This window comes from Neochlamydia sp. AcF95 (genome assembly GCF_018342455.1).
Classification (GTDB): Bacteria; Chlamydiota; Chlamydiia; order Chlamydiales; family Parachlamydiaceae; genus Neochlamydia.
Map to the genome: position 1 here is coordinate 1 of NZ_JAEMUC010000002.1, position 20,392 is coordinate 20,392.

Below are 20,392 nucleotides of genomic sequence, written 5' to 3' on the forward strand. Positions count from 1 at the left end.
TAGCTTACCATTAAAAGGAAATTTACATTTTTTCTTTTTAAAATTGATGCAATGATGGAGTTTTTTAGGGTAAATCATGTTGGACTATATAGTCAGCTCCTTTGTTCAAAACCTCATCAATAATATCCATATGGGCATACAATGCATCCATTGATACAATTGCTCCACTGACATCCATAGCCTCCAGCAAGGCGGGCACTGCTTGGGTTTCACTAGCTTTTTCAGCTACCTTCTCTTGAGCAATTACTAAGCGTCCTTCGGCAGCAAATATCTCGACAATATGCGCAATATTCTTATTATCTGAAACGCCTTTTAGCCGCTTTCCATCTATCACCAAGAGCTGATCTTTCATTTCTTGCGGTAAGCCTTGCAGCCAGCGATTAATCAATTCCTTAAATGCTTGTGGATGGACCCTAGCAAGAAACCACCAGAGGGTATCATAAGAGGGTGCAGCTACCTTTAATCCTATTAGATCAGCAAACCAGCTGGCTCTTATTTCTGCAAAATGAGCAATCTCAGCCACGGTATTACATCCTGCTAGATACCCAGAAAGTGTAATCAAAAACAAATACCATATAGGATAAATACATCGCTTGCTTATACGAGGATCTGGAAAATCTGCAAAGTTAGATCTTACGCTTTCTCTAAATCTCTCTAAATCAATCTCTTCTTGCAAATCAGCAAAATTTTTATCAGTGGTTTTTCTTCTGGCCATTGTTACCTCCTTCTTTTAAAAAGAAGATGATTCTAGATTTATATAGCATTTGTCAAATCTTTCTCATCAAAACGCCCTGAATAAGCAAACTGATTGTCCAGTGAGAGTATTCCATAAATGAGAGAAAAAATAATGAACTATATAAATATGAATTAAGGCAAGTTTTCAAAAAATGAAGCTTGCCCAGTTATAATTATGATCCTTAAATTTTTGTATCATTTACCTTTTTCTCACAATTATCTTGAGTTTTTACTGTATTACTTTTAGCTTTTTTCTTAGTATCCTTAATTTTATTTTTTACTTTTGCTTCATCCCATTTTTCTCTCCCCTTTTCTATAGCATCATTATATTTATCTTTAACCGCATTTTTAAATTTTTTATATTAGTATTTCCTTTGTTTAAAGCATTATTTAACTCCTTTCAAGGAATAGCACACAAACCGCTTGCTGATAGGCATGTAAAGCAAATAACACCTAAAGCTATAAGAATTAAATTTAGTTTTTTCATAAGGCCTCCCTTAATGCCTTTATTTCGAGATTGCATCCATAACTTTAAAATTATACGCTTTTAAAGCACTTCTTATACATCCGCGTACTTTATAAAATCCCTCGTACTAAGTAGAGAAGCATATTACAGAGGGTTGGCTATGCAGACTAAGTATTATAAAGGTATATTATTTACTGTTTGCCTGTAATTTAAGCCTGCAATCGAGCCCTTAAATATAACAAACTTTCAAAAACAGATCCAAACCATCTTAAAAGCACGCAGTTATTGTCAATGAAGGCATATCTTTTTAAAGGAGTCTAAATTTTAACAGCTATGGGGATGTTAATATAAACAGGCGAGAACAGCTGACAATAAGATATGAGCAGAAATTTAAAAGAGATTCTATACAAATAATTATTTAAAAAAATAGCCACACACTTTTTCTTGCCCCGTTACTTCCCAAATGTCGCTTCCAAAAGAAATTAAATTCTAAATAACAACAGCTTTTCAAAAAAAGTATGACAATTACTTTTAAGCAAAAGTTTGTATTCTACTGTAAATACAGAGCTAAAAAATCATTGGGTCACTGTTTTGCTCTTATCGTAACGCTTACTTAGCCATATAATTAGTAGAATAGATATTCCAGCTATAATCAATTCTAAGGGATGTTCATCTAAGAAGCAGAGAATACAAGACCAGTAGGGGCCGAAAAAATAACCAATCGCAAGAAAAACTGTAGCCCATAAAAAAGCCCCGCTATACGCAAAAAGAGCAAAGCTTGTATAAGTGAGTTCTGTCATCCCCGCGAGAACGCCAGTAAGATGCCTCACTCCCGGGATAAAATATCCAAATGTAAGAGTCCATTTCCCAAGATATTCATACCAATCATGTGCTTTCTTTAAGCGCGCTTCATTGATACCAATCCACTTACCATACTTTTTAATAATAAAATGACCTGCTGTTTTTCCTAACATATAGCTTAAGGTAATGCCACACATAGAACCTAGATACGCTGCCATAAGAGTAGGAATTGTATACAAATGCCCTTGATGAATCATAACCCCTGAGATAACCATAAGCGTTTCATCAGGAATCGGAAGAGCAACAATTCCAAGTGCTAGCAAGAAGAAAAGAGCCATGCTTCCATATTGTAATAACCATAGAGAAAAGGTATCGTTTAAATATTCCATAAGCTTGCAATGGTGGTGTGTATTGTGTATGGGATATCAGCTTAGCTAAAATTAACTTTTTTACCAAAGTGTAATGCTAAATAGACCTATAAAAAGCAAAATTAAGGCCTCCTGGGGAGAAAAACAAATTTTTTTCCTCTCTTTTTTATATATAAGTAGAAGCTTTAAAACTTAACTTTTAAGCTATCTTAAAGAGTGAAGAGACAATTATCTTGCTTTCTTTATTATAAGTAGCTTATGAATGTAAGCTAGTTACTGCTCTCTAAAAGAAGAAACAATTGCTACACTATAACATTTATTTTAAATAAAAATATTATAAAGGAGTAAACCTATGCTGATAACTATTGGTATTATTATCACGGTTCTTGCTGTTGTAGCGCTCTCGTTAATAGGAATTTATAATAGACTCATAGAAACGCGCAATCAGGTGAAAAATGCCTGGAGCCAAATCGATGTCCAACTACAGCGTCGCTATGATTTAATACCCAATTTAGTAGAGACAGTAAAAGGCTATATGGAATATGAAAAGTCGACCTTAGAAGCTGTTATCGAAGCCAGGAGCCAGGCAGCTGCAATAAGAGAACAAATAAAAAAAACTGGATTACCGTCCCACCAAGCCATCAAAGAATTAATGAGCACTGAGGCCAGCCTTAAAGCAGGTCTAGGAAACATTTATGCTTTGGCAGAAAATTATCCTCAACTTAAAGCTAGCAACACCATGCATAACCTACAAGAAGAACTGAGTACAACAGAAAATAAAGTTGCTTTTGCTAGGCAAGCTTATAACGATCAGGTATTAGCTTATAATAATATTCAGCAAAAGTTTCCCGCAGCTCTTATCGCTAAATCTTTAGGTCACCAGCCTGCTGAGCTATATGAAGCAGAGTCTGAAGAATCTAAAAAAGCTGTAAAGGTTTCTTTTTCTTCGTAGACAAGAAAAATTAAATTTACTTTAAGTTTGCCAATCTATGCTAAAAGCAAATAAAGGATGAGGATGTAGTTTTTATGGCTATAAACTTTTGGGAAGCTCAGAAAAAAGCGCGTTCAAAAACAAGACTATATTTAGGTCTTTTTTTAGCGCTCACGCTTTTAATTTCCGTATTAGTTGAATATATGATGCGCAATTTAGCTAAAGATAGTTATCATCCTCCCCTCCCTTTACTCGGTTTGGCCTTCTTAATTATCACTTGTGGTATCGCCTTGTTAGAATATAGCCATTATAAGTCACAGGGAGGCGCCTACGTAGCTCGCTCCTTAGGGGCTCGGCTTATAGATGGCCCCGCAAGTAATCTGAAAGAACAACAGCTGTTAAATATTGTGCAAGAAATAGCTCTAGCTTCTTCGTTGCCTGTCCCCCCTGTATACCTAGTGCCCACAGACGCTATCAATGCTTTTACAGCAGGCTTAACACCGGGAGATGCAGTCATCGCTGTTACCAAAGGATCACTAGATAAACTTAATCGAGAAGAACTACAAGGGGTCATTGCGCATGAATTTGGCCATATTTATAATGGTGATATAAAGATTAGCATGCGCCTTGCTGCTATGATAATGGGCTTCTTTTATGCTTTATATATTGGAATGCGAATCCTTCAATTTGCTTCTCACTCTAAAGAAAGAAGAAAAAAAAAAGAAAATAGTCCGGTAATTATTGCAGCCCTTATTATATTTTTGGCAGGAGCTTTAACCTGGATTATGGGCTCTATTTTAAAAGCAGCGGTAAGCCGTGAGCGTGAATATTTAGCAGATGCTTGTGCTGTACAATTTGCAAGGAATTCCGCGGGTATTATTCAAGCCCTTATAAAAATTGAAAAAGCAGCGGATGAAGATATGCCTTTAAAAGGAATGGCTTATTCTCACCTATATTTTAATGATAGAATCAGCTTGACCAATCTATTCTCTACTCATCCCCCTATAAGAAAAAGAATAGTGGCCCTTGAAGGAGGAGAATATATGCCTATAGAATGGCGCCAAGATAAAATTCTACAGCATTAAAATTTATAGAAGATAAACTTTATTAAAATGGCTTTTTTTAGAAGCTCCCCCGCTTATTAAGTAAATTCTTGCTTCTCTTGTTACTTGCGGGGCATCATTTAAAGCAGCCAAATGTTCCCTTAAACGTAGGGAAATTGGTATTCTTTAAATTTATCCCCTTTTTTCTAAACTTTCTCTACTTACAATTTTTTTCTATCAAATAATCTACTGAAGCTCTACCCGGGCCAAAAGCAAAAACAACCAGACTCGCACACAAATAAATAAATGCAAGCTGGGTAAGAAGCTGCTCAGGTGCACTATAAGCATTTAACAAAGCATCATAATGAGCAGTGTAAAGAGCAACAAGCATTACTATAGACAGAGCAAAAGCTGCTAATCTTGCTCCTAACCCTAATAATAGGCAAGCTCCTCCCACTAATTCAATTAGACTAGCAGCGTAAGCATTGAAGAGAGGATAAAAGATACCTAAGCTAGCAAAAGCCTCAGCAGTACCATAGATGTTTTGAAGTTTCCCTAGCCCAGACCAAAAAAATGACCAGCCAAAATATATACGTAGGGCTAGCAAAAATAACGACTGCGAAGTAGCCGCAGCTTTATTAAATTTTAAATAAAAATCTTTTAAAAATAAATTTTTCATCATTAACTCGCGGTAAAAGGTTATTTGTTTTGCCATGCATGGCGTCTTACTGTTTGCTCAAAATAGCTAACAAAATCTGTTGCTTATAACTACTCCAAAAAAATAATGATTTTACCGAATATCGAGATAAATTAAAGAAGATAATAGCATTTTTATTAACTTTTGTGCCCAGCCCTTAATTTCTTCTCACTTTAATCCTACTCCCCTATAGAAAAAGGAAGCCTACAAATTAAGAGGAGACTTTTATTTCTAAGGCTAGAAAAAATTTCTTTTTCATGCTTTTCTTCCCAAAGAAACTTTAAGTTGTATCTTCCCTCGCCTATAAGACTACTACATGCAACACCATTTTGCACTCTCTATCCTAGGAACTTTTGTCTATAACAGGGCGCATTTCTTAAGGGGAACTCCCTCTAAAATAATCTTTTTAGAAAAAAATTGAAGTAAATTTAAAAGCCTGCTTTATTAAGACAAATTAACAGTTAAAGGCAAAATTTTTATGCGTCCCTCCAAAATTATAGATCGAATCAGCCTTGCTATAGCGATAGCAGCGCTATTTTTTAGTTTTATTCTTTTCTATCGCGAGACATTCGAGGCAAAGCAAAGTTTTGCAGCAGCTATTATGTTAGCAGCGCTTGTTTGGTTATCCTATATCATGCTACGTTGTCTATTATTAGCCTTAAAAAAGTAGGTCTAAAAAATGTTAAAGTCATTCATTAGCTGCACTTTCCTCTTGTGCAATTCTTTATCCCTATTGGCAATAGAAACTTCATGCACCTTTGACATAGCGTCGAAAACATACTTAAACATTGAGCCCACTCAGCCTCAGCAACACTTAATAGTGCATAATTATAGCTTGAAAAACATTTCTTCGGAAGTTATCTCCGATCTATTTTTGTCCGTTAATATGGATAGAGAAGAACAAAAACAGATAGGAATACAACAGCTTGAAAAAAAAGAAAGTTTGTGGGGATGGTGGCAAAAGCACCAGTTAAAGATAGCAGAAAATGAAGCTTACTCTTCTTTATTGGGGTGCAGTATAAACTTGCCGTCTAGAAAGGTGCCCTCTAATACGCGTCATTTACAAGAATTTTACTTTGATAATCAATGGCATCTTATAGACCAAGAGCGCCAATTAGGCTATCTTGCCTTAGACAATCATACGCTTGCAGGTTATGAAGAGGTGGCAGATGACCCTTTTTTAGTACTAAGAACAAAAGCTTCGGATCTTGAAAGCTCGTTTGATTTCTCAACATCAAGTAGGAATTTTGCTCATTTAGATATCTTTCCTAAAGAATTTGATGGCTTTGAACCGCAAGATGTTAAGCCGAGCATGCAATGGACAAACAAGTCATCTACTTTATATCCCCAAGAAACGCTTACTTTTTATCCTAATGACTTTGTAGAACAAACTGTAATTTTAGCAGAACGTACTTTATCTTCTTCTATCGTGTATCTTACCTCTGCTTATCCTATCGTCCAGCTTATCAATCATACTCCTGAAGAGATTATACTTGAAAACCAGAAGAAAATTATAGCTCCTCAAAGTACATATGATTTTGAAGTCCCTATATGGACTGTAGAGATAAGAGCCAAGGACCCTACCGGAACCCTTACGCTTGTGGGGCAAAATTGCGAAAAACATCTATGGACTCTTGGATCAAATGTAGTGGACATAGGAACAAAGAAAGATGTGGGCACCACCTTGCTAACCGTCCGTTATGATTTAGAATTGAAGAAAAGTCCCAATGTTTGCATTGTCAACTCTAGCGCGCACTTTGATCATACCTCTCCTTACTTTGATTTATCTTCGCTTAGTAGCCCCACGGAAAAAATATGGTGGCAAATATCTACGGATGCCAATTTTGATTATCTTATTCCTAACTTTCAAGGCATAGAGGATTTTAAAAATAGAGTGATTGTTGATAAGCTAACTGAGACTTTTTTTAACTCCCACACAAACTACTATTTTCGTGTTAAAACTTTACAAGATAGCTGTTGGAGCGAATGGTCGACACCCTTTAAATTTACTGTGGATAAGCCTAAACCTATTGCTCATCCCCTGTTTAAAAAGACAGGTGAAAAAGAATATGAGATTAGTTGGGAACCCTCCGAATTTTCAGATACGCAATATCATATTTTTGCCTCCAATGCATTAGATTTCATCCCCTCTCTCTACACGCACCAGCAGTTTAATTGGCTGGATCATGATCAACAGTTATTTGATGAAGTCAATAATTGGATAATCTCTACATCCAAGTGTTCCATAAAAATTGGGTCCGATTATGCCTTTTATCGCATTATCGCCGAAAGAGAAGGACAATACTCTACACCTTCACCTCTTATTCGGGTGTATGATTATGAATTAACTATTCCCCGTACCGTACTTCAAATCCCAAGCTATTCATTACAAGAAGAAGCTAGAAGAATAGAGTTTCCGCCCCCCTATGTCCATCTAGCAGTGCCTTTTCATCCGCCTATTTTCAAAAGTGCAAATGCTCCTTCCCTCTATCCTAACTATTATGTCCAACCTTCTCATATAGAGCCAAGCATTTGGCTACATTTACAACCTTTTTTCTTACCTGAGAATCACCCAATTAAGCCTCGACTAGATCGTCTCTTTAGTAAGCGGGTGACTCAAAATAAAGAGACCTTGCAAAAGGCAGGATTCATGCAGCCCACTCCTATGCGTTTTAGTAAAACCATTGTAACAAGAAATAAGAATATTCCTGGTTTCATCTTTAAATTTTTTGGAGATGATCAAATGGAAATTAATGATTGGCAGCGTTGTTATGCCCGTGTCACAGGCGCTATTTCTATCCAAGAGGCGTTGAATCGGCACCATATTAATCACCTCTTTGTAGTTCCAACTAAATGGATATACCCTTTACCGGAGGCTCCCTATCCTTCAAAACAAACTAATCTACAAAGAAAAAATTTTATCGTTATAGAAAACGAAATTGATATTTACTCTGGAAAAGAAAATAATAAAATGTGGAAAAGTCCTATAATTAATCAACATACTCTTTCTTGGATTTATATCCTCCTTCAGGAGCTAGGACTTAATGACTCCCCTTATAATTTTAACATGCCTATCACTAAAGATAATAGAATTGCTTTTGTGGATACTGAACATCATCATAAATGGCCTGTACCTTTAAAAAAGCTTTGGCAGTTTTTGTCTCCCCCGAGGAGAGATTTTTGGAATCACTTATGTGAGGAAAAAAACTTATAAAAAGCTTTTTCTTCTGTATTTGCCTAAAAAATTTATGTTTTTAAAATTGTTAATTCTCTCAACTCCTCCTCAAATATCTATCTGTCTATCCTTCTGTCTTTTATGAAATAACGCGCAAAAATTACTTTCTCTTAAAAATATTTATCTGTAATAAATAAATTTATAGTCGCTATAAGAAATTTGTTTACATATTTTTTTACAAGGTTGATTTTATGAATCCTTTATCATCTCCGTGTTCAACGAGCTCATCTATCCAGCCTTCCACGCCAGAAGCTCATTCCTCCAATCTCTCACCTATTTCTTCTATTTCGGCCAGTGGACGCGATGCTATTAATCAAAAAATAATCAATTTGGTTAGAGAATTTAACGAATTAAATATGGAAAATAAAAGGTTAAATAAAAAATATTGTGATTTAGAACAGGAAAAAGAAAATTATAGATCAAAAAATGAAAAATTAGAGAATAAATATAAAACCCTTAAAATAGTAAATGATAAATATAAGACACAAAACGCCCAGTTAAGCCAAGAATGTACCACTATTAATACACTTTATCATTTGCTTTTATCCTCACCCGTTACAAATAGATTTAAAAAAGAGCATGAGACCTCCGGCGGAGACTTATTATTGCATTTTAGTAACAAAATTAGTACCTTATGCAATAGAATTGAACTAGAAGAAATTGGAAATAAAGAATTAAGCTTATCTAGCCAACAAGAAAAATTGAATATTTATATCAACACTTTCAACGAAATTAAAAAAGAGATCATCGAAAGCCTTCTTATGGACACCTTGATAGACATGAATACTAGAAACGAAAAAGAACCTATCCGCGATATAGATAGAAATGTATACATTGATAAATTTAACTTTATGTTAAAGAATTTTCGTAAAATGGGCAAACTTCTTCAAAGCTTAACGGTAAAGTTATATCCCCATGACCCCAGATTGCAAGCTTTAACGCGTTTTTATTATTGGGGCTCTGCTGAGCCTCAGGTCATCTACCTAGCTCCAGGCGATACTGAAAAAGAAATATTTGAAGCTTCAAGCTCTATTACTGAAAGGCCTATCCGTTGGAGCTTCCAAGAAGTTGATACGCCGGAAAATCTTATAAAAAAGAAAGAAAATAGCAACCACTCCTTTTCACAGCCTTTATAAGACAAAGACTTAAGTAAAAATACTTCTAGCAAATGCTTCCAAAAATAAAACCTGAATTGTTTTCGTTATCATCTAGCTTAGTAAATTACTTTTACACTGCTTTTTCCTCAGCTTTATAGTAATATCCCCATACGCCTTTGATAAGCTTGCTTAAAAGCCCATAAATAGCCACGCCCACAATCACTCCTATTCCTGCGTAGATAGCTCCTTCAGAGGTAAAGGAAATGCCTATTTTATAAGATTGCCATGTTAATTTGGCAATTTTCCAATCACCATACTCTATAAATAAAAAAGGCTTAAAATAGATAGAAGCTTGCTGCAATGCTTGAAAGCTGTCATTGAGTGTATAGTAACGTTCAAGCATATTATTCATTAAAGTACCTTGCAGCTGGAAATCCGCATCTGTGCTATTCAAGAATTTAGCAATATACTGCTGTAAAGATTTTCCTGTAACCGAAGCGGCGCTTTGCATTGCCTGCAGCTGAATTTTCAATTCTTCAACATGCCCTAATAAATTCTGTTGGTATTGTTGGATAAATAAAGGAAATTGAGAAAAAGCTAAAGCACCCATGACAGCAAACAATCGATCGATTAGACCTACTAAGCCCTTAAGCACTAATGATCCCCTGGATAATAAGGCTCTACATGGACGGTGACATCCCTGACCGCCGGCCAAGCTTTTTGAATCTCAGCACGCACATTTTGAGTAATTTGATGAGCTAACGTTACAGACATATGAGGATCGACTTCAATATCAATATTAATATGAGCATCCGGCCCATACTGTTGAATGCGTATTTTTTCTGTTTCTTTCACTCCTTTCACGCTTAAGGCAGCAAACCTTACCTTATCAAAATATTCTTTAGCAGGAATTTTATCAATGAGCTGATAAAGATTATTTTTTGCTGCATATACTCCTATACCTATCATAAAGCCTGCGATAGCTTGAGCTCCTAAATGATCAGTTAAAGCACTTAAAGCAGGATAATAACTTCCTAAAATTAAGGCCAGGGCTGCTATAGCACTCGTGATGCCATCCAAACGATAATGCAAGGCATCAGCGGCTAAAGCAGGACTGTTTTGCTTTTTAGCTGTATTTATCACCAATCGATAGCAAATTTCCAATAAAACAACAGCCAGGGCAGGAATTATCCATGCATGAGCTGTTACAGCCTGTAACTCGTTGTTATCTACAAAAAGGTGAAAAAACTGTTGAAAGAAGGCCAACAAGCCAATAAAGACTATGACTATGCCAATTTGCATTCCTACCAAAGGCTCGAAGCGCCCATGTCCAAAGGGATGGTTCTTATCTGGAGGTCGCTCAGCAAATTTTATAAAATAAATTAAAGAAATACTAAAAAAAACATCTACAAAACTTGAGATAGCATCAAGTGTTAAAGCAGAACTGCCAAAAGCCCATGCTCCCATGCTTTCAGCCCAGATAATAAGTAAACGTATATAAACCCCTCTTTTAGCAGAAAGGATAAGCTGACGATTACGCTCGCGACGAGCTATGGATACATAGGAAGGAAGTTTAACAGGATCAGGATAATGGCTCATAAACTTAAAATATAAAGAATGGAGGATAAACGATAAAGAATTATATTCCTTCTCTCTGCAATGGGATTATCAAAAGTACTTCTCGCCCCTAAAGGCGGATAAATTAGCTTACTAACGCTGATTATCGGATGAGATAATAGGCTAAAGCCTTTCAAATCATCTCCTAAGCTGTAAGCTAACTCATTAACTTTTGTTTTTCCGCGCAAGTCAATTGCATGGCAGGGCTTACTAGATTTGTAAGCATAGATTGCTCTTGGGCTGATTAGATTGTCAAGATAAAGCTTTTTATATTTACTTATTTAAGACTACTTCATCTGCTAACATGCCAGATAAATGAAGAGAGGGTATGCTGTTTATTTTTTATTTAGCCTAATTTCTGAAATGCTTTATTACAATTTACTCCCTTTACAGAAATAGTTTTAAGCGCTACTATAATATAAAGTAATATTTAATCGTAAGCCTTTAAAATGGAGCCATTTAAATGGTTAATCATGATTCCTCTCCCCCCTCTTTACTCCGAAAGAGCTTTACTATCATTTGGCGGACTTTAATCACGACTCTCTTAGCCGTTTTAATGGGTATAATTTTTTTACCCTCTATTCTTTCCACCAAGTGGGGGAATAAAGAGCTAGAAAGACTAATCAATTCCCAGATTGCAGGAAAAATAACTTTCCAACATTTAACGCTTAGCTGGTTTGGGGAGCAAACATTAACACATACTTTCCTTTTCAATAAGGAAGAGCAAAAAATTGGGTCATTAGATAGAGCTGTTGCAAAAACTCCTCTTTGGAAGCTACTTTATAATCAGGGAAAAAATGGAAATTTCGAGTTTAGTGGGCTTAATGCAGAAATTATTCAATATCCTGAAGGCCATACAAACATTCATTATGCCCTGCAAGCTAAGAATTCCCCTAACATATCCTTCAAGAAACAATCATCAGCAATTTCATTGAAAGACATGTCCCTATCTACTTCACTTGAAAAAGATAAAGATAATTATATTTATATAAGGGGACATACTGTTAGAGACCAGCAAGAGGGTTTTTTTAATCTCCAAACTTCAATAAATCATCAGAAAAACAGCTCTAAATTTGCTATTTCCCAGCCTTTCAATTCTCAGCCTATAGAAGCTATTCAATTGCACCTCGAGGCAAGAGACTTCCCCGTGGGTGTATTGGATGAAACAATAACCCTTTTAGATCCTCGCTATCGTGGCCTATTAACGGCCTTGTTAGGAGAAACATTAAACTTGCAACTTCACCAATCTAGCAATCCAGAGGGAATTGCTTTGAAGTTAGATATTAAATCACCTTGGGTGCAAGGCATGATAAGTGGCTTATTAAAAGATGATCGCATCCTTGTAAAAGAATCGGATTCTATTGAAATTAATTTACAGCCTCATTTTGTAAATCTTATTAACCAGTTCGTTTCTGAGCATCATAAATTTCAGCTCAAACACGCTACTAAAGGACATTTTAATCTAAATGCCATGGAATTGGTGGTTGCTTCTGGAAAAAAAAGTAAGAACTACATTGATGTTATCAATTCCTATATGCAAGCAAAGTTAGTAATCGATCAAGCTGATCTGTCGTTCTCACAACCAATAGGAAATATTTCTTTGAAAAAATTTAATCTGATGCTTGATGCATTAGATAAAAGCAGTAAAATCATCCTTAACATTAATAGCCAAATTCTAAGAAATCATTCTCTTACTCAGATGAATTTCAAGGGTCAGCTAAATAAGATTTTTAAGCCTAAAATTGCTAGCTTGTTAAAAAATGCAGAAATGTCATTGGATCTTAAAGGGCTTCCGCTTTTACTTGTGGAAGAGATGAGTAGTCATCGTCATTTACTTGTAGACACTTTAGGTCAGACTTTTGATGCGCAAATTAATTTTTCTTATAAAGACTTCCCTCTTCTTGCTCTTAAATTTACTTCTGACACCCTTGACATGGATACTATCTACTTAAACTTCTCACCTCATCTAACCTTAATGGAGCCTACCAGGATTAATTATCAACTTTCCTCTTCATTATTAAATAAATGGGGCCTTCATAAGTATTCTATAAAATCTCAAGGCTTGGTACCCATAGAAGTTATCCTAAAAAAAATAGAAATACCTACGCTTGATATTGAAGGATTGAGAAAAGCAACTCTTGCTGCTCAGATCAGTATCCCGCAAATTAATCTTATTAGCTTTAACAATGAAGGGCTGCTTGAAGTTACCCACGTTCAGGGAGAACTGGAAGGAAAGCTGTTAGGGAGAAGTAGAACAACTTTTACAGCTAAATTGGCTCCTGCCCCTAATAATCTGTCTTTAAAGCATTTGCTGGGTACGGAGGCTGATCTGCAATTAATTGCTGACATAGAAAATAAGCCTGCAGGAGTAATGATAGAAGAACTTAAAGCAGAAATTAACAGTTCTTTAGGGCAAGCCCAATTTAGCGGACGCTTAGAAAATTTTGAAAAACTTTTTCTTACTTCCCCTGCTACGATTAGCTACACCTTGACACCTAAGGCTCTAAAGGCTTTAAGCCTTAACACTACCTCCCTAAAGGAGCCTTCAAAAATTTATATAAGCATGGAGGTAGACAAAAAGGGCATCAACTTCCTGGACTTAACATCTTCAAATTTTAAAGGTTTTATCAAAATTGATCAGCTCAAACTGTCCGAAAATGCAGGCGCTCTTCACCATTTGTCCCTACCGTGGGAAGTTAAGGAGGTTGATAATAGCATTCACCTGCAAATCGAAGGTCTAACTAACTTATATGGTGCCCACGAGGAGGGCTCGATAAATGGCTTAATCCGCCTAAGTAACTGGGGAGAGGGAGGCCAATTAAATTTTTCTAAAATGCAGCTACAAAGCAAGCTTAAACTTGTTAACTTTCCTGTCATTCTTCTAGAAAAAATTAGTGGATATCAGGATTTGAGCATCCTTATAGGAAAATCGTTTAATATGGATGCTTTGATTGATCTCTCCAAATTTAATCAGCCAGAAGGCCATATGCAGTTAGCATGGAGTGGCAAAGGAACTAAAGGACAAGGAGATTTCAAAATTCAAGAGGGAATGATTATAGCTGAGAGCAGCTCCCCATGTACCGCTCAATTTACCTTAACTCCCGAGCGCTTTCAGATCATTCGGCAACGCATGCTAAATCCAAATAAAAGATCACCACACGTTATTTTAACCGATTCCTCCACAATTTTATTGGATATAAATTCCCTTGCCTTTCCCTTGCAGGCTAACGATCATCCTCATTGGTTAAACGCAAGTATCAATTCTCACATCTACGTGGATCATCTAAATATTGACGATAAAAGCACTCCTAGCCATGTCTGGATTAAAAACATTCAAGGAAAAGTTAAAAGCCAGCAGCTAGCCCAAAGCATTGCTTTTTCTTTGAAAGGAGAACATGGCGTGGTATCCGATCATTCCTCTCTTCCCTTTTCAGTCATGGGTCAAATGACTCATTTATTTACCCCCTCTGGTAAGTTAAACACGGATAATTTAACCATGTCGCTTAAGGCTCAATGTAAGCAGTTTCCTGTCAAAGCTTTAACTCAATTTGCAAGTGTAGGAAATCTTTTACCTCAACGCATTTCGGCCATTTTAGGCGATGAGGTAAACGCTGATGTACGTATCGAGATTGATCGTTTACATGGGCCCATCATTGCTAATTTAAATGGAAAAAGAGGAAGCATTGCTTTAGATGCAACCTTAAAAAAGGGTATTTTAACCCTTAACCAAGATTTTCACACCCAGGTAGCTCTCACCCCCGAATTAGGTAAATATATATTAGAAGATATTTTTCCTTTAACTAAAGGATTAATTGGGTCGGATAATCCTCTTAATATTAATATTAAGGCAGCAGGATTTAGCTTACCCATCAAAAACTTCGATATTAAAGCGGTTAAAGTAGGCTCTGCCTCTTTAGAACTTGGAAAAGTACGTTTTAAGAAAGAGGGGCAATTAGGTTCTATTCTAAGTCTGTTTAACACGACTAAAAGCGATAATATCTGCGTGTGGTTTACACCTTTATACATAAATATGCAGGCAGGGAAGATGCTGTTCCAGCGTATGGATATGTTAATTATGAATACATACCCTATCGCTACCTGGGGAAGTGTAAATCTGGATAAGCACCGCGTGGATATGACAATTGGCCTGACGGCTCAATCTTTAATTAACGGCTTTAACATCACCGGTTTGAAAGAAGATTACATGTTACACATCCCTTTTAAAGGCAAAATTAACCATGCTTCTATCGATACAAAAAGAGCAACAGCAAAGATTGCGGCTTTAGTAGCTGCTAATCGAGGACCTGAAGGAAGGTTAATTGGCACTGCGCTGCATATTGCTGCAGGTGGCTTAAAAGAGGAAAAAGCTCCTGCTCCTACGACTCATCCTCTTCCATGGACTACAGCAAATGGAACGCTGAGTTCGGACGAGACATTACCCCCTAATTCCAGTTCTTCTAGCCATCCTTTGCATAAGGTAGAAGAAAAAGCTTCGTCTTTGTTGCGTAATTTATTGCCCTTTTAGGTTAAAGTACCTTTAAAAAAATGTACGCAAAAATATTTATAATTTCTTTTCTCTCCCAAACCGTAATTCTTGACCACCTTTTAGAATAATAGAATTTTTGGTAAGGGGGCGCTAAGCATCTAAGAATGATTGTATGGCGTTCTCTCAAATTTATAAGGGGATATTTTAAAATTCCTCTTTTACTTTCTCAACGCCATCAATCTAATCATCGATAGATGTAATAGCTCAGACGTATAGATCTTACAAAAAGAGTCATCAATAAAATATTAAGTCCTTTTGGCATGCTAGATTTGCTATTGTAAAGCCATGAATGCAGATAACCCACATGCCCTACCATCTATTTCCGGTAAAGAGTTTAGTTCTTTTCCAGCTTCCATTCACATTTGACCTATCCAAAAACCTGTTAAACTAAACGTAAAAAATCCTGGCCATTATCCTTTCAAGGGCACTATATCCTCTAAAGTCTTTCTTGCCTGGCTTCAGCAGCCCTGTTTGATATTAGATTTGATTGGTAAGTCCTGAAGAGCCCTCAATTTGGCTGAGGCTATCTAATCGCCTCCGCCATATAGCAACTTCTGTGGGTAGCTTTTCTTTTAATTCTTCGTAGTTAAGCTTTATTGTTTGTTCGGAGGAATAAATTGTTCTTTTATCAGAAATTTGAAATTGCTGGCTCTTAACTGAAAAACTGCTCTCAGTAAAAAAACAAATTTTAGCAATTAAAGGAAATGCTTGAATGTTCATTTTCAATAAAGCATTTTTATCGATTTCTTTCAAAGCAGCGGCAGCAGACATTTTGGCATCTCGGTCGCCCTTCTCTAGAATTTGGATGAGATCATCTAGCACTCCTTTGGAGAGCTCGCCTCCCTGCTGTACCACTGTGCCTAGGGCACTGATAGCAAAACTTTTGGCACTGTAGTCGCCCTCTAGGAGAATTTGGAAGAGAGCATCTACAACCCTCTTAGTAAGCTTACATTCATACTTTGTCCCTGCTCCTAAGGTCCTGGCAATAAACATTTGCGCCTCAAAATCAACCTCCTGCTCTTGGAAAATTTGGATAAAAGAGTCTAGTGCTTTTTTAGGGAGCTTTCCTCTTCGCTGTGCCACTATTCCTAGGACGTGGGCAGCAGAACTTATGGCAGCAGAATCGCCTTTTTTAAGGATCAGGATGAGAGCATTTATCGCTTTTTTAGGAAGCTTGCTTCCTTGCCATGCCACTGCTCCTAAAACGTGGGCAGCAGAATTTATGGCGACAGAATCGTCCTCGTTGAGGATTCGGCTGAGAGCATCTAGTACTTCTTTCGGAAGCTCGCCTCCTTGATGTACCACTTTTTCTAGAACGTGGGCAGCAGAATTTATAGCGGCAGAATCGCCTTCTTTGAGAATTCGGCTGAGAGCATCTAGTGTTTCTTCAGCAAGCTCGCCTCCTTGGTGTGTCACTTTTCTTAGAGCTTCAACAGCAGACGTTTTAGTATATAAATCGCCTTTTGTGAGAATTTGGATGAGAGCATCTATCGCTTTTTTAGGAAGCTTGCCTCTTTGCTCTGCCACTACTCCTAGAACATAGGCAGCAGAACTTATGGCAGCAGAATCGCCTTGGTGAAAAATCAGGATAAGAGCATCTATAGCTTCTGCAGAAAGCTCGCCTCCATGCTCTACTACTTTTCTTAGTGCATCACTAGCCAACGTTTTAGCATATGAATCGCCTTTATGAAGAATTTGGATGAGAGCATCTATAGCTTCTGCAGAAAGCTCACCTTCATGCTTTACCACTTCTTTTAGAGCCCAGCAAGCAGACCTTTTGGCATCAGTATCGCCTTCTTTGAGGATTTGGCTGAGAGCACTCAGTAACTCCTTAGCAAGCTCGCCTTCTTGCTGCGCGACTTTTCTTAGAGCCCAACAAGCAGACATCTTGACAGCAGAGTCACCTTTTCTGAAAAGTTGAATGAGAGCACTTATCGCTTCTGTAGGAAGCTCGCCTCCATGCTCCACCACTTCCCTTAAAGCATTACTAGCAGACATTTTGGCATCACGCTCGCCATGCTTGAGAAGTTGGGTGAAAGCATTTATTGCTTCTCCAGGAAGCTCGCCTCCATGCTGTGCAATTTCTATTAGAGCCATATCAGCAAACAATTTATGATGTAAATCGCCTTCCTGGAGAATTTGGATGAGGGCATCTAGTGCTTTCTTGAGAAGCCCGCCTCCAAATTTTACATCTTTTCCTAGTCCTTCGATAGCAGACATTTTGGTATCACAATCGCCTTCTTTGAGAATTCGGCTGAGAGCATCTAGCGCTTTTTTAGAAAGCTCACCTTCATGCTGTGAAACTGCTCCTAGGACACCTGCAGCAGACCTTATGGCATCACGATCGTCTCCATGGAGAAGTTGGATGAAAACATTTATTGCTTCTTCATTAAGCTCACCTTTATGATTTACCGCTGCGCATAGAACATAGGTAGCGTAAACTTTGGCATCACGATCGTCTTCCTGGAGAAGTTGGGTGAGAGCTTTTACCGCTTCTCTAGGAAGCTTGCCTCCTTGCTCTACCTCATCTCTTAGAGTCTTAATAGCAGACATTTTTACATCATAATCGCGTTCTTGTAGAAGTTGGGTGAGAGCATCTAGTGCTTCTTCTGGAAGCCTATCTCCTTGCTGTGCCCCTGCTCTTAGAACATAGATAGCGGTATCTTTGGTATCACGATCGCCTTCTTGGAGATCTATGATGAGAGCATTTAGCGATCCCTTAGCAAGCTTGGCTCCTTCTTGTATCACTTCTCTTAAAGCCCTACTAGCAGATACTTTGGCAGCACGATCGCCCTCCTTAATAATTTGAATGAGAGCCTCTACTGCTTTCTTAGCAACCTCGCCTCCTTGTCCTGCCACTTTTTTTAAAAGATAGATAGCGTCTTTAGCACCATAATATTTAACGTGGTCCTTAACAACCCCAGCAATAAATCTCACTATTTCTGGAACTAACCTTTGTCCTGCCCTAATGAGGTTTTCCACGTTCGCTAGCGTATTTTCCGTGGCCTGTGGGTCGGATAATAATCTTTCGATAGTATAAGTTATTTTAGGATGAGTAAGAAGATTTTTATTTCTAAGCAACATTTCAAAGTTTAAGCCTGATAAGGAGAAATGTGTAATATAGTCTTTCACAAGCTCAACGAAGCCTTCGTATTGCCTTACCTGAGCAGGATTTTGGCACTCTTCAAAACAATTTGCAATTAAATTGAGCTCACTTCTGGCAGCTAGATCGCGAGGATCAGCAAAAAGATCATCAAAAAAAGATTGTAGCGGGTTTGAATCTAAATAACGTCGATTACGTGAAGTAGACAAAGAAAGATAGCCGGCAATCATGCGCATAACTAAATTATAACGAGGCTCAAACTTATAATTATGCACAAAATCCTGGCATGCTTGTCGATTTTCTCCTCGTAGATATTGATTGGCAACTTTTGAAGCGGTTAAAAATTCTTGAAAAGTTAAGTGAATAAAGTACCCTTTTTCTTCTGGAATGCGAAGCAGCCCACAATCTATAAGCTCGTTGGCTGTGATTTCTTTACCTCTAAAGTGATCAATTTCTTCCTCCTCCAAATAAAGGGTATTTGTTTTCATGGCAAAATTAGCCATTTCTTCAAAAGCTATGGCTATTTTGGCTACTTCTTGATTATAACGCAGGTTTTTCTCTGCAAGAATTTTCTCCTTGGTTTGATTGGATTTGCCTTGATCAATTCTCCTCAAAAGAAACCATTTATACATCCAATTAACAATCCGTTCGTAAATAGCCGTCATCGTAATGGATTGAGTAGAATCAAAAACCTCTGGATCTTCGTTAAAGAGGCAGCAAAGAAGAGTCAAGTTGATGGGAATTTGCGCAAGACTTAAGACCTGGGGAGAGCTTTGAAATAAGTGGTAAAGTTTTTGTTTTTTATCTTCTGATTGAACTTGTTTGAAAAATCTATCGATATAACGTTCGACCCCTTCTTTATCAAAGCCTAAAAGCTCTAGCTCACAAGAACGGTTAAAAGAGCAGCTTCCAGGTCTTGAGGTAATTAGAATATGGGGAAATAACTCTTTTAGCTCCTTAAAGGCTGTAGCCAGGCTTGTATTTCCTTGAGCTTCTGCAGAAAGCTCGTCATAACCATCTAAAACAAGAAGAGTTTTTTCTCGCAAAGTGGCATCGTTTATACAAGCCTCAATTGCTTTTGAATCAATTTTGCCTGCATATTCCCTAGCAATAAGATCAGCGGGAGTATACTCTTTATCAGCAGGATATTTCTTTAAAGTAAGGTTTCTTAAAGGAATCCAAAAAAGATAAGAAAAAACGCCTTGCCAAAGCTCTTCTTTTGCCCAGCGATAGGCAATATAGTGGCATAAAGTGCTCTTACCAATTCCTGCCGCGCCTTGAATGTAAATTCTTTTAGCGTTTTCTTTTTCAAGGCTTTTGTGCTCGAAAAGCTTTTCAATTTCAATATTCTCTTTAGACTCATAGATAGTTTCAGAAGTTGGGAGGCGTTCATCTTGTATTTGCTCGGAATGTTTATCAAGTGCTTGATCACGCACTCTTCTTTCTTTGCTTTCAATGATCCCTAAGCGCACATAAATTTCTTCTAAAGGAACTTTAAATTCCCACTCTTGCTCTGCTTTGATCCTAAAAATAGAAAGGGTCTTCTGAGAAAGGTAAAGGCTTTGAAGAGAGTTAATGAAAGTTTGTGGATTTAGGGGTACTTGAGACAAAGGCTGCAATGCATGGTATTGAATAGTAGAGCTAATAAGCAGCCTTGCATTCTGCTCTAAGTGGATTTGACTAGCGTTAGCCTGGACATTAAAATGTCCAGGCGTGGCTTGCAAAGCGTTAAGACTGTGCTCACAACCATCTA

At 37.3% G+C, this 20,392-nt stretch carries 12 protein-coding genes; 6 read left to right on the forward strand and 6 right to left on the reverse strand.

Translation table 11 applies throughout. The features are described 5' to 3' along the window. Window positions 1-64: 64 nt before the first annotated feature. Together NEOC95_RS00025 and NEOC95_RS00030 are read right to left on the reverse strand one after the other, a co-directional pair. Window positions 65-715, reverse strand: coding sequence for an ISAs1 family transposase (locus tag NEOC95_RS00025; protein WP_166157488.1), 651 nt, complete (start codon window positions 713-715; stop codon window positions 65-67). Between the two features lie 1,061 nt (window positions 716-1,776). Further along, a complete protein-coding gene (locus NEOC95_RS00030; protein WP_166157485.1) occupies window positions 1,777-2,391 on the reverse strand; it encodes a DedA family protein in 615 nt (204 codons plus the stop codon). Between the two features lie 331 nt (window positions 2,392-2,722). On the opposite strand from NEOC95_RS00030, the gene NEOC95_RS00035 reads away from it, so the two are divergent. Both NEOC95_RS00035 and NEOC95_RS00040 read left to right on the forward strand, forming a co-directional pair. Beyond that, complete coding sequence (locus tag NEOC95_RS00035) at window positions 2,723-3,322, forward strand: LemA family protein (RefSeq protein ID WP_166157482.1); 600 nt, start codon at window positions 2,723-2,725, stop codon at window positions 3,320-3,322. A gap of 74 nt (window positions 3,323-3,396) precedes the next feature. Next, window positions 3,397-4,386: a M48 family metallopeptidase gene (locus tag NEOC95_RS00040; protein WP_207391828.1), complete on the forward strand. Its 990-nt coding sequence runs from the start codon at window positions 3,397-3,399 to the stop codon at window positions 4,384-4,386. Between the two features lie 175 nt (window positions 4,387-4,561). On the opposite strand, the gene NEOC95_RS00045 is transcribed toward NEOC95_RS00040, so the two are convergent. Continuing rightward, entirely contained in the window at window positions 4,562-5,059 is a 498-nt protein-coding gene (locus NEOC95_RS00045; RefSeq protein ID WP_166157479.1) for a DoxX family protein, read from the reverse strand. 460 nt (window positions 5,060-5,519) lie between these two features. Here NEOC95_RS00045 and NEOC95_RS00050 point away from each other — a divergent pair, with 460 nt between their 5' ends. The 3 genes from NEOC95_RS00050 (at window position 5,520) to NEOC95_RS00060 (ending at window position 9,412) form a co-directional block, all read left to right on the forward strand. Next, on the forward strand, window positions 5,520-5,711 hold the full coding sequence (locus NEOC95_RS00050) for a hypothetical protein (RefSeq protein ID WP_166157476.1): 192 nt from the start codon (window positions 5,520-5,522) through the stop codon (window positions 5,709-5,711). A 9-nt stretch (window positions 5,712-5,720) separates the two neighbouring features. Continuing rightward, window positions 5,721-8,255 carry a hypothetical protein gene (locus NEOC95_RS00055; protein ID WP_213150884.1) on the forward strand — a complete coding sequence of 845 codons (2,535 nt, stop codon included), beginning with the start codon at window positions 5,721-5,723 and terminating at the stop codon, window positions 8,253-8,255. A gap of 212 nt (window positions 8,256-8,467) precedes the next feature. Next, window positions 8,468-9,412: a hypothetical protein gene (locus tag NEOC95_RS00060; protein ID WP_213150886.1), complete on the forward strand. Its 945-nt coding sequence runs from the start codon at window positions 8,468-8,470 to the stop codon at window positions 9,410-9,412. Between the two features lie 91 nt (window positions 9,413-9,503). On the opposite strand, the gene NEOC95_RS00065 is transcribed toward NEOC95_RS00060, so the two are convergent. Then, window positions 9,504-10,028: a DUF2937 family protein gene (locus NEOC95_RS00065; protein WP_166157467.1), complete on the reverse strand. Its 525-nt coding sequence runs from the start codon at window positions 10,026-10,028 to the stop codon at window positions 9,504-9,506. Further along, the gene (locus NEOC95_RS00070) at window positions 10,028-10,972 is read right to left on the reverse strand and encodes a cation diffusion facilitator family transporter (protein ID WP_166157464.1); all 945 of its coding nucleotides are present in this window, start codon (window positions 10,970-10,972) and stop codon (window positions 10,028-10,030) included. Before NEOC95_RS00070 ends, NEOC95_RS00065 begins: the two co-directional genes overlap by 1 nt. Window positions 10,973-11,453: 481 nt before the next feature. Here NEOC95_RS00070 and NEOC95_RS00075 point away from each other — a divergent pair, with 481 nt between their 5' ends. Next, complete coding sequence (locus tag NEOC95_RS00075; RefSeq protein ID WP_213150888.1) at window positions 11,454-15,515, forward strand: hypothetical protein; 4,062 nt, start codon at window positions 11,454-11,456, stop codon at window positions 15,513-15,515. Between the two features lie 498 nt (window positions 15,516-16,013). Here NEOC95_RS00075 and NEOC95_RS00080 read toward each other — a convergent pair whose 3' ends face one another. Continuing rightward, window positions 16,014-20,363, reverse strand: coding sequence for a HEAT repeat domain-containing protein (locus tag NEOC95_RS00080; RefSeq protein WP_166157458.1), 4,350 nt, complete (start codon window positions 20,361-20,363; stop codon window positions 16,014-16,016). Window positions 20,364-20,392: the final 29 nt, after the last annotated feature.

Coding starts and splice junctions, on each gene's coding strand:
- NEOC95_RS00025 (WP_166157488.1), bottom strand. CDS start 715: ATGGCCAGAAGAAAAACCACTGATAAAAATTTTGCTGATTTGCAAGAA.
- NEOC95_RS00030 (WP_166157485.1), bottom strand. CDS start 2,391: ATGGAATATTTAAACGATACCTTTTCTCTATGGTTATTACAATATGGA.
- NEOC95_RS00035 (WP_166157482.1), top strand. CDS start 2,723: ATGCTGATAACTATTGGTATTATTATCACGGTTCTTGCTGTTGTAGCG.
- NEOC95_RS00040 (WP_207391828.1), top strand. CDS start 3,397: ATGGCTATAAACTTTTGGGAAGCTCAGAAAAAAGCGCGTTCAAAAACA.
- NEOC95_RS00045 (WP_166157479.1), bottom strand. CDS start 5,059: ATGGCAAAACAAATAACCTTTTACCGCGAGTTAATGATGAAAAATTTA.
- NEOC95_RS00050 (WP_166157476.1), top strand. CDS start 5,520: ATGCGTCCCTCCAAAATTATAGATCGAATCAGCCTTGCTATAGCGATA.
- NEOC95_RS00055 (WP_213150884.1), top strand. CDS start 5,721: ATGTTAAAGTCATTCATTAGCTGCACTTTCCTCTTGTGCAATTCTTTA.
- NEOC95_RS00060 (WP_213150886.1), top strand. CDS start 8,468: ATGAATCCTTTATCATCTCCGTGTTCAACGAGCTCATCTATCCAGCCT.
- NEOC95_RS00070 (WP_166157464.1), bottom strand. CDS start 10,972: ATGAGCCATTATCCTGATCCTGTTAAACTTCCTTCCTATGTATCCATA.
- NEOC95_RS00075 (WP_213150888.1), top strand. CDS start 11,454: ATGGTTAATCATGATTCCTCTCCCCCCTCTTTACTCCGAAAGAGCTTT.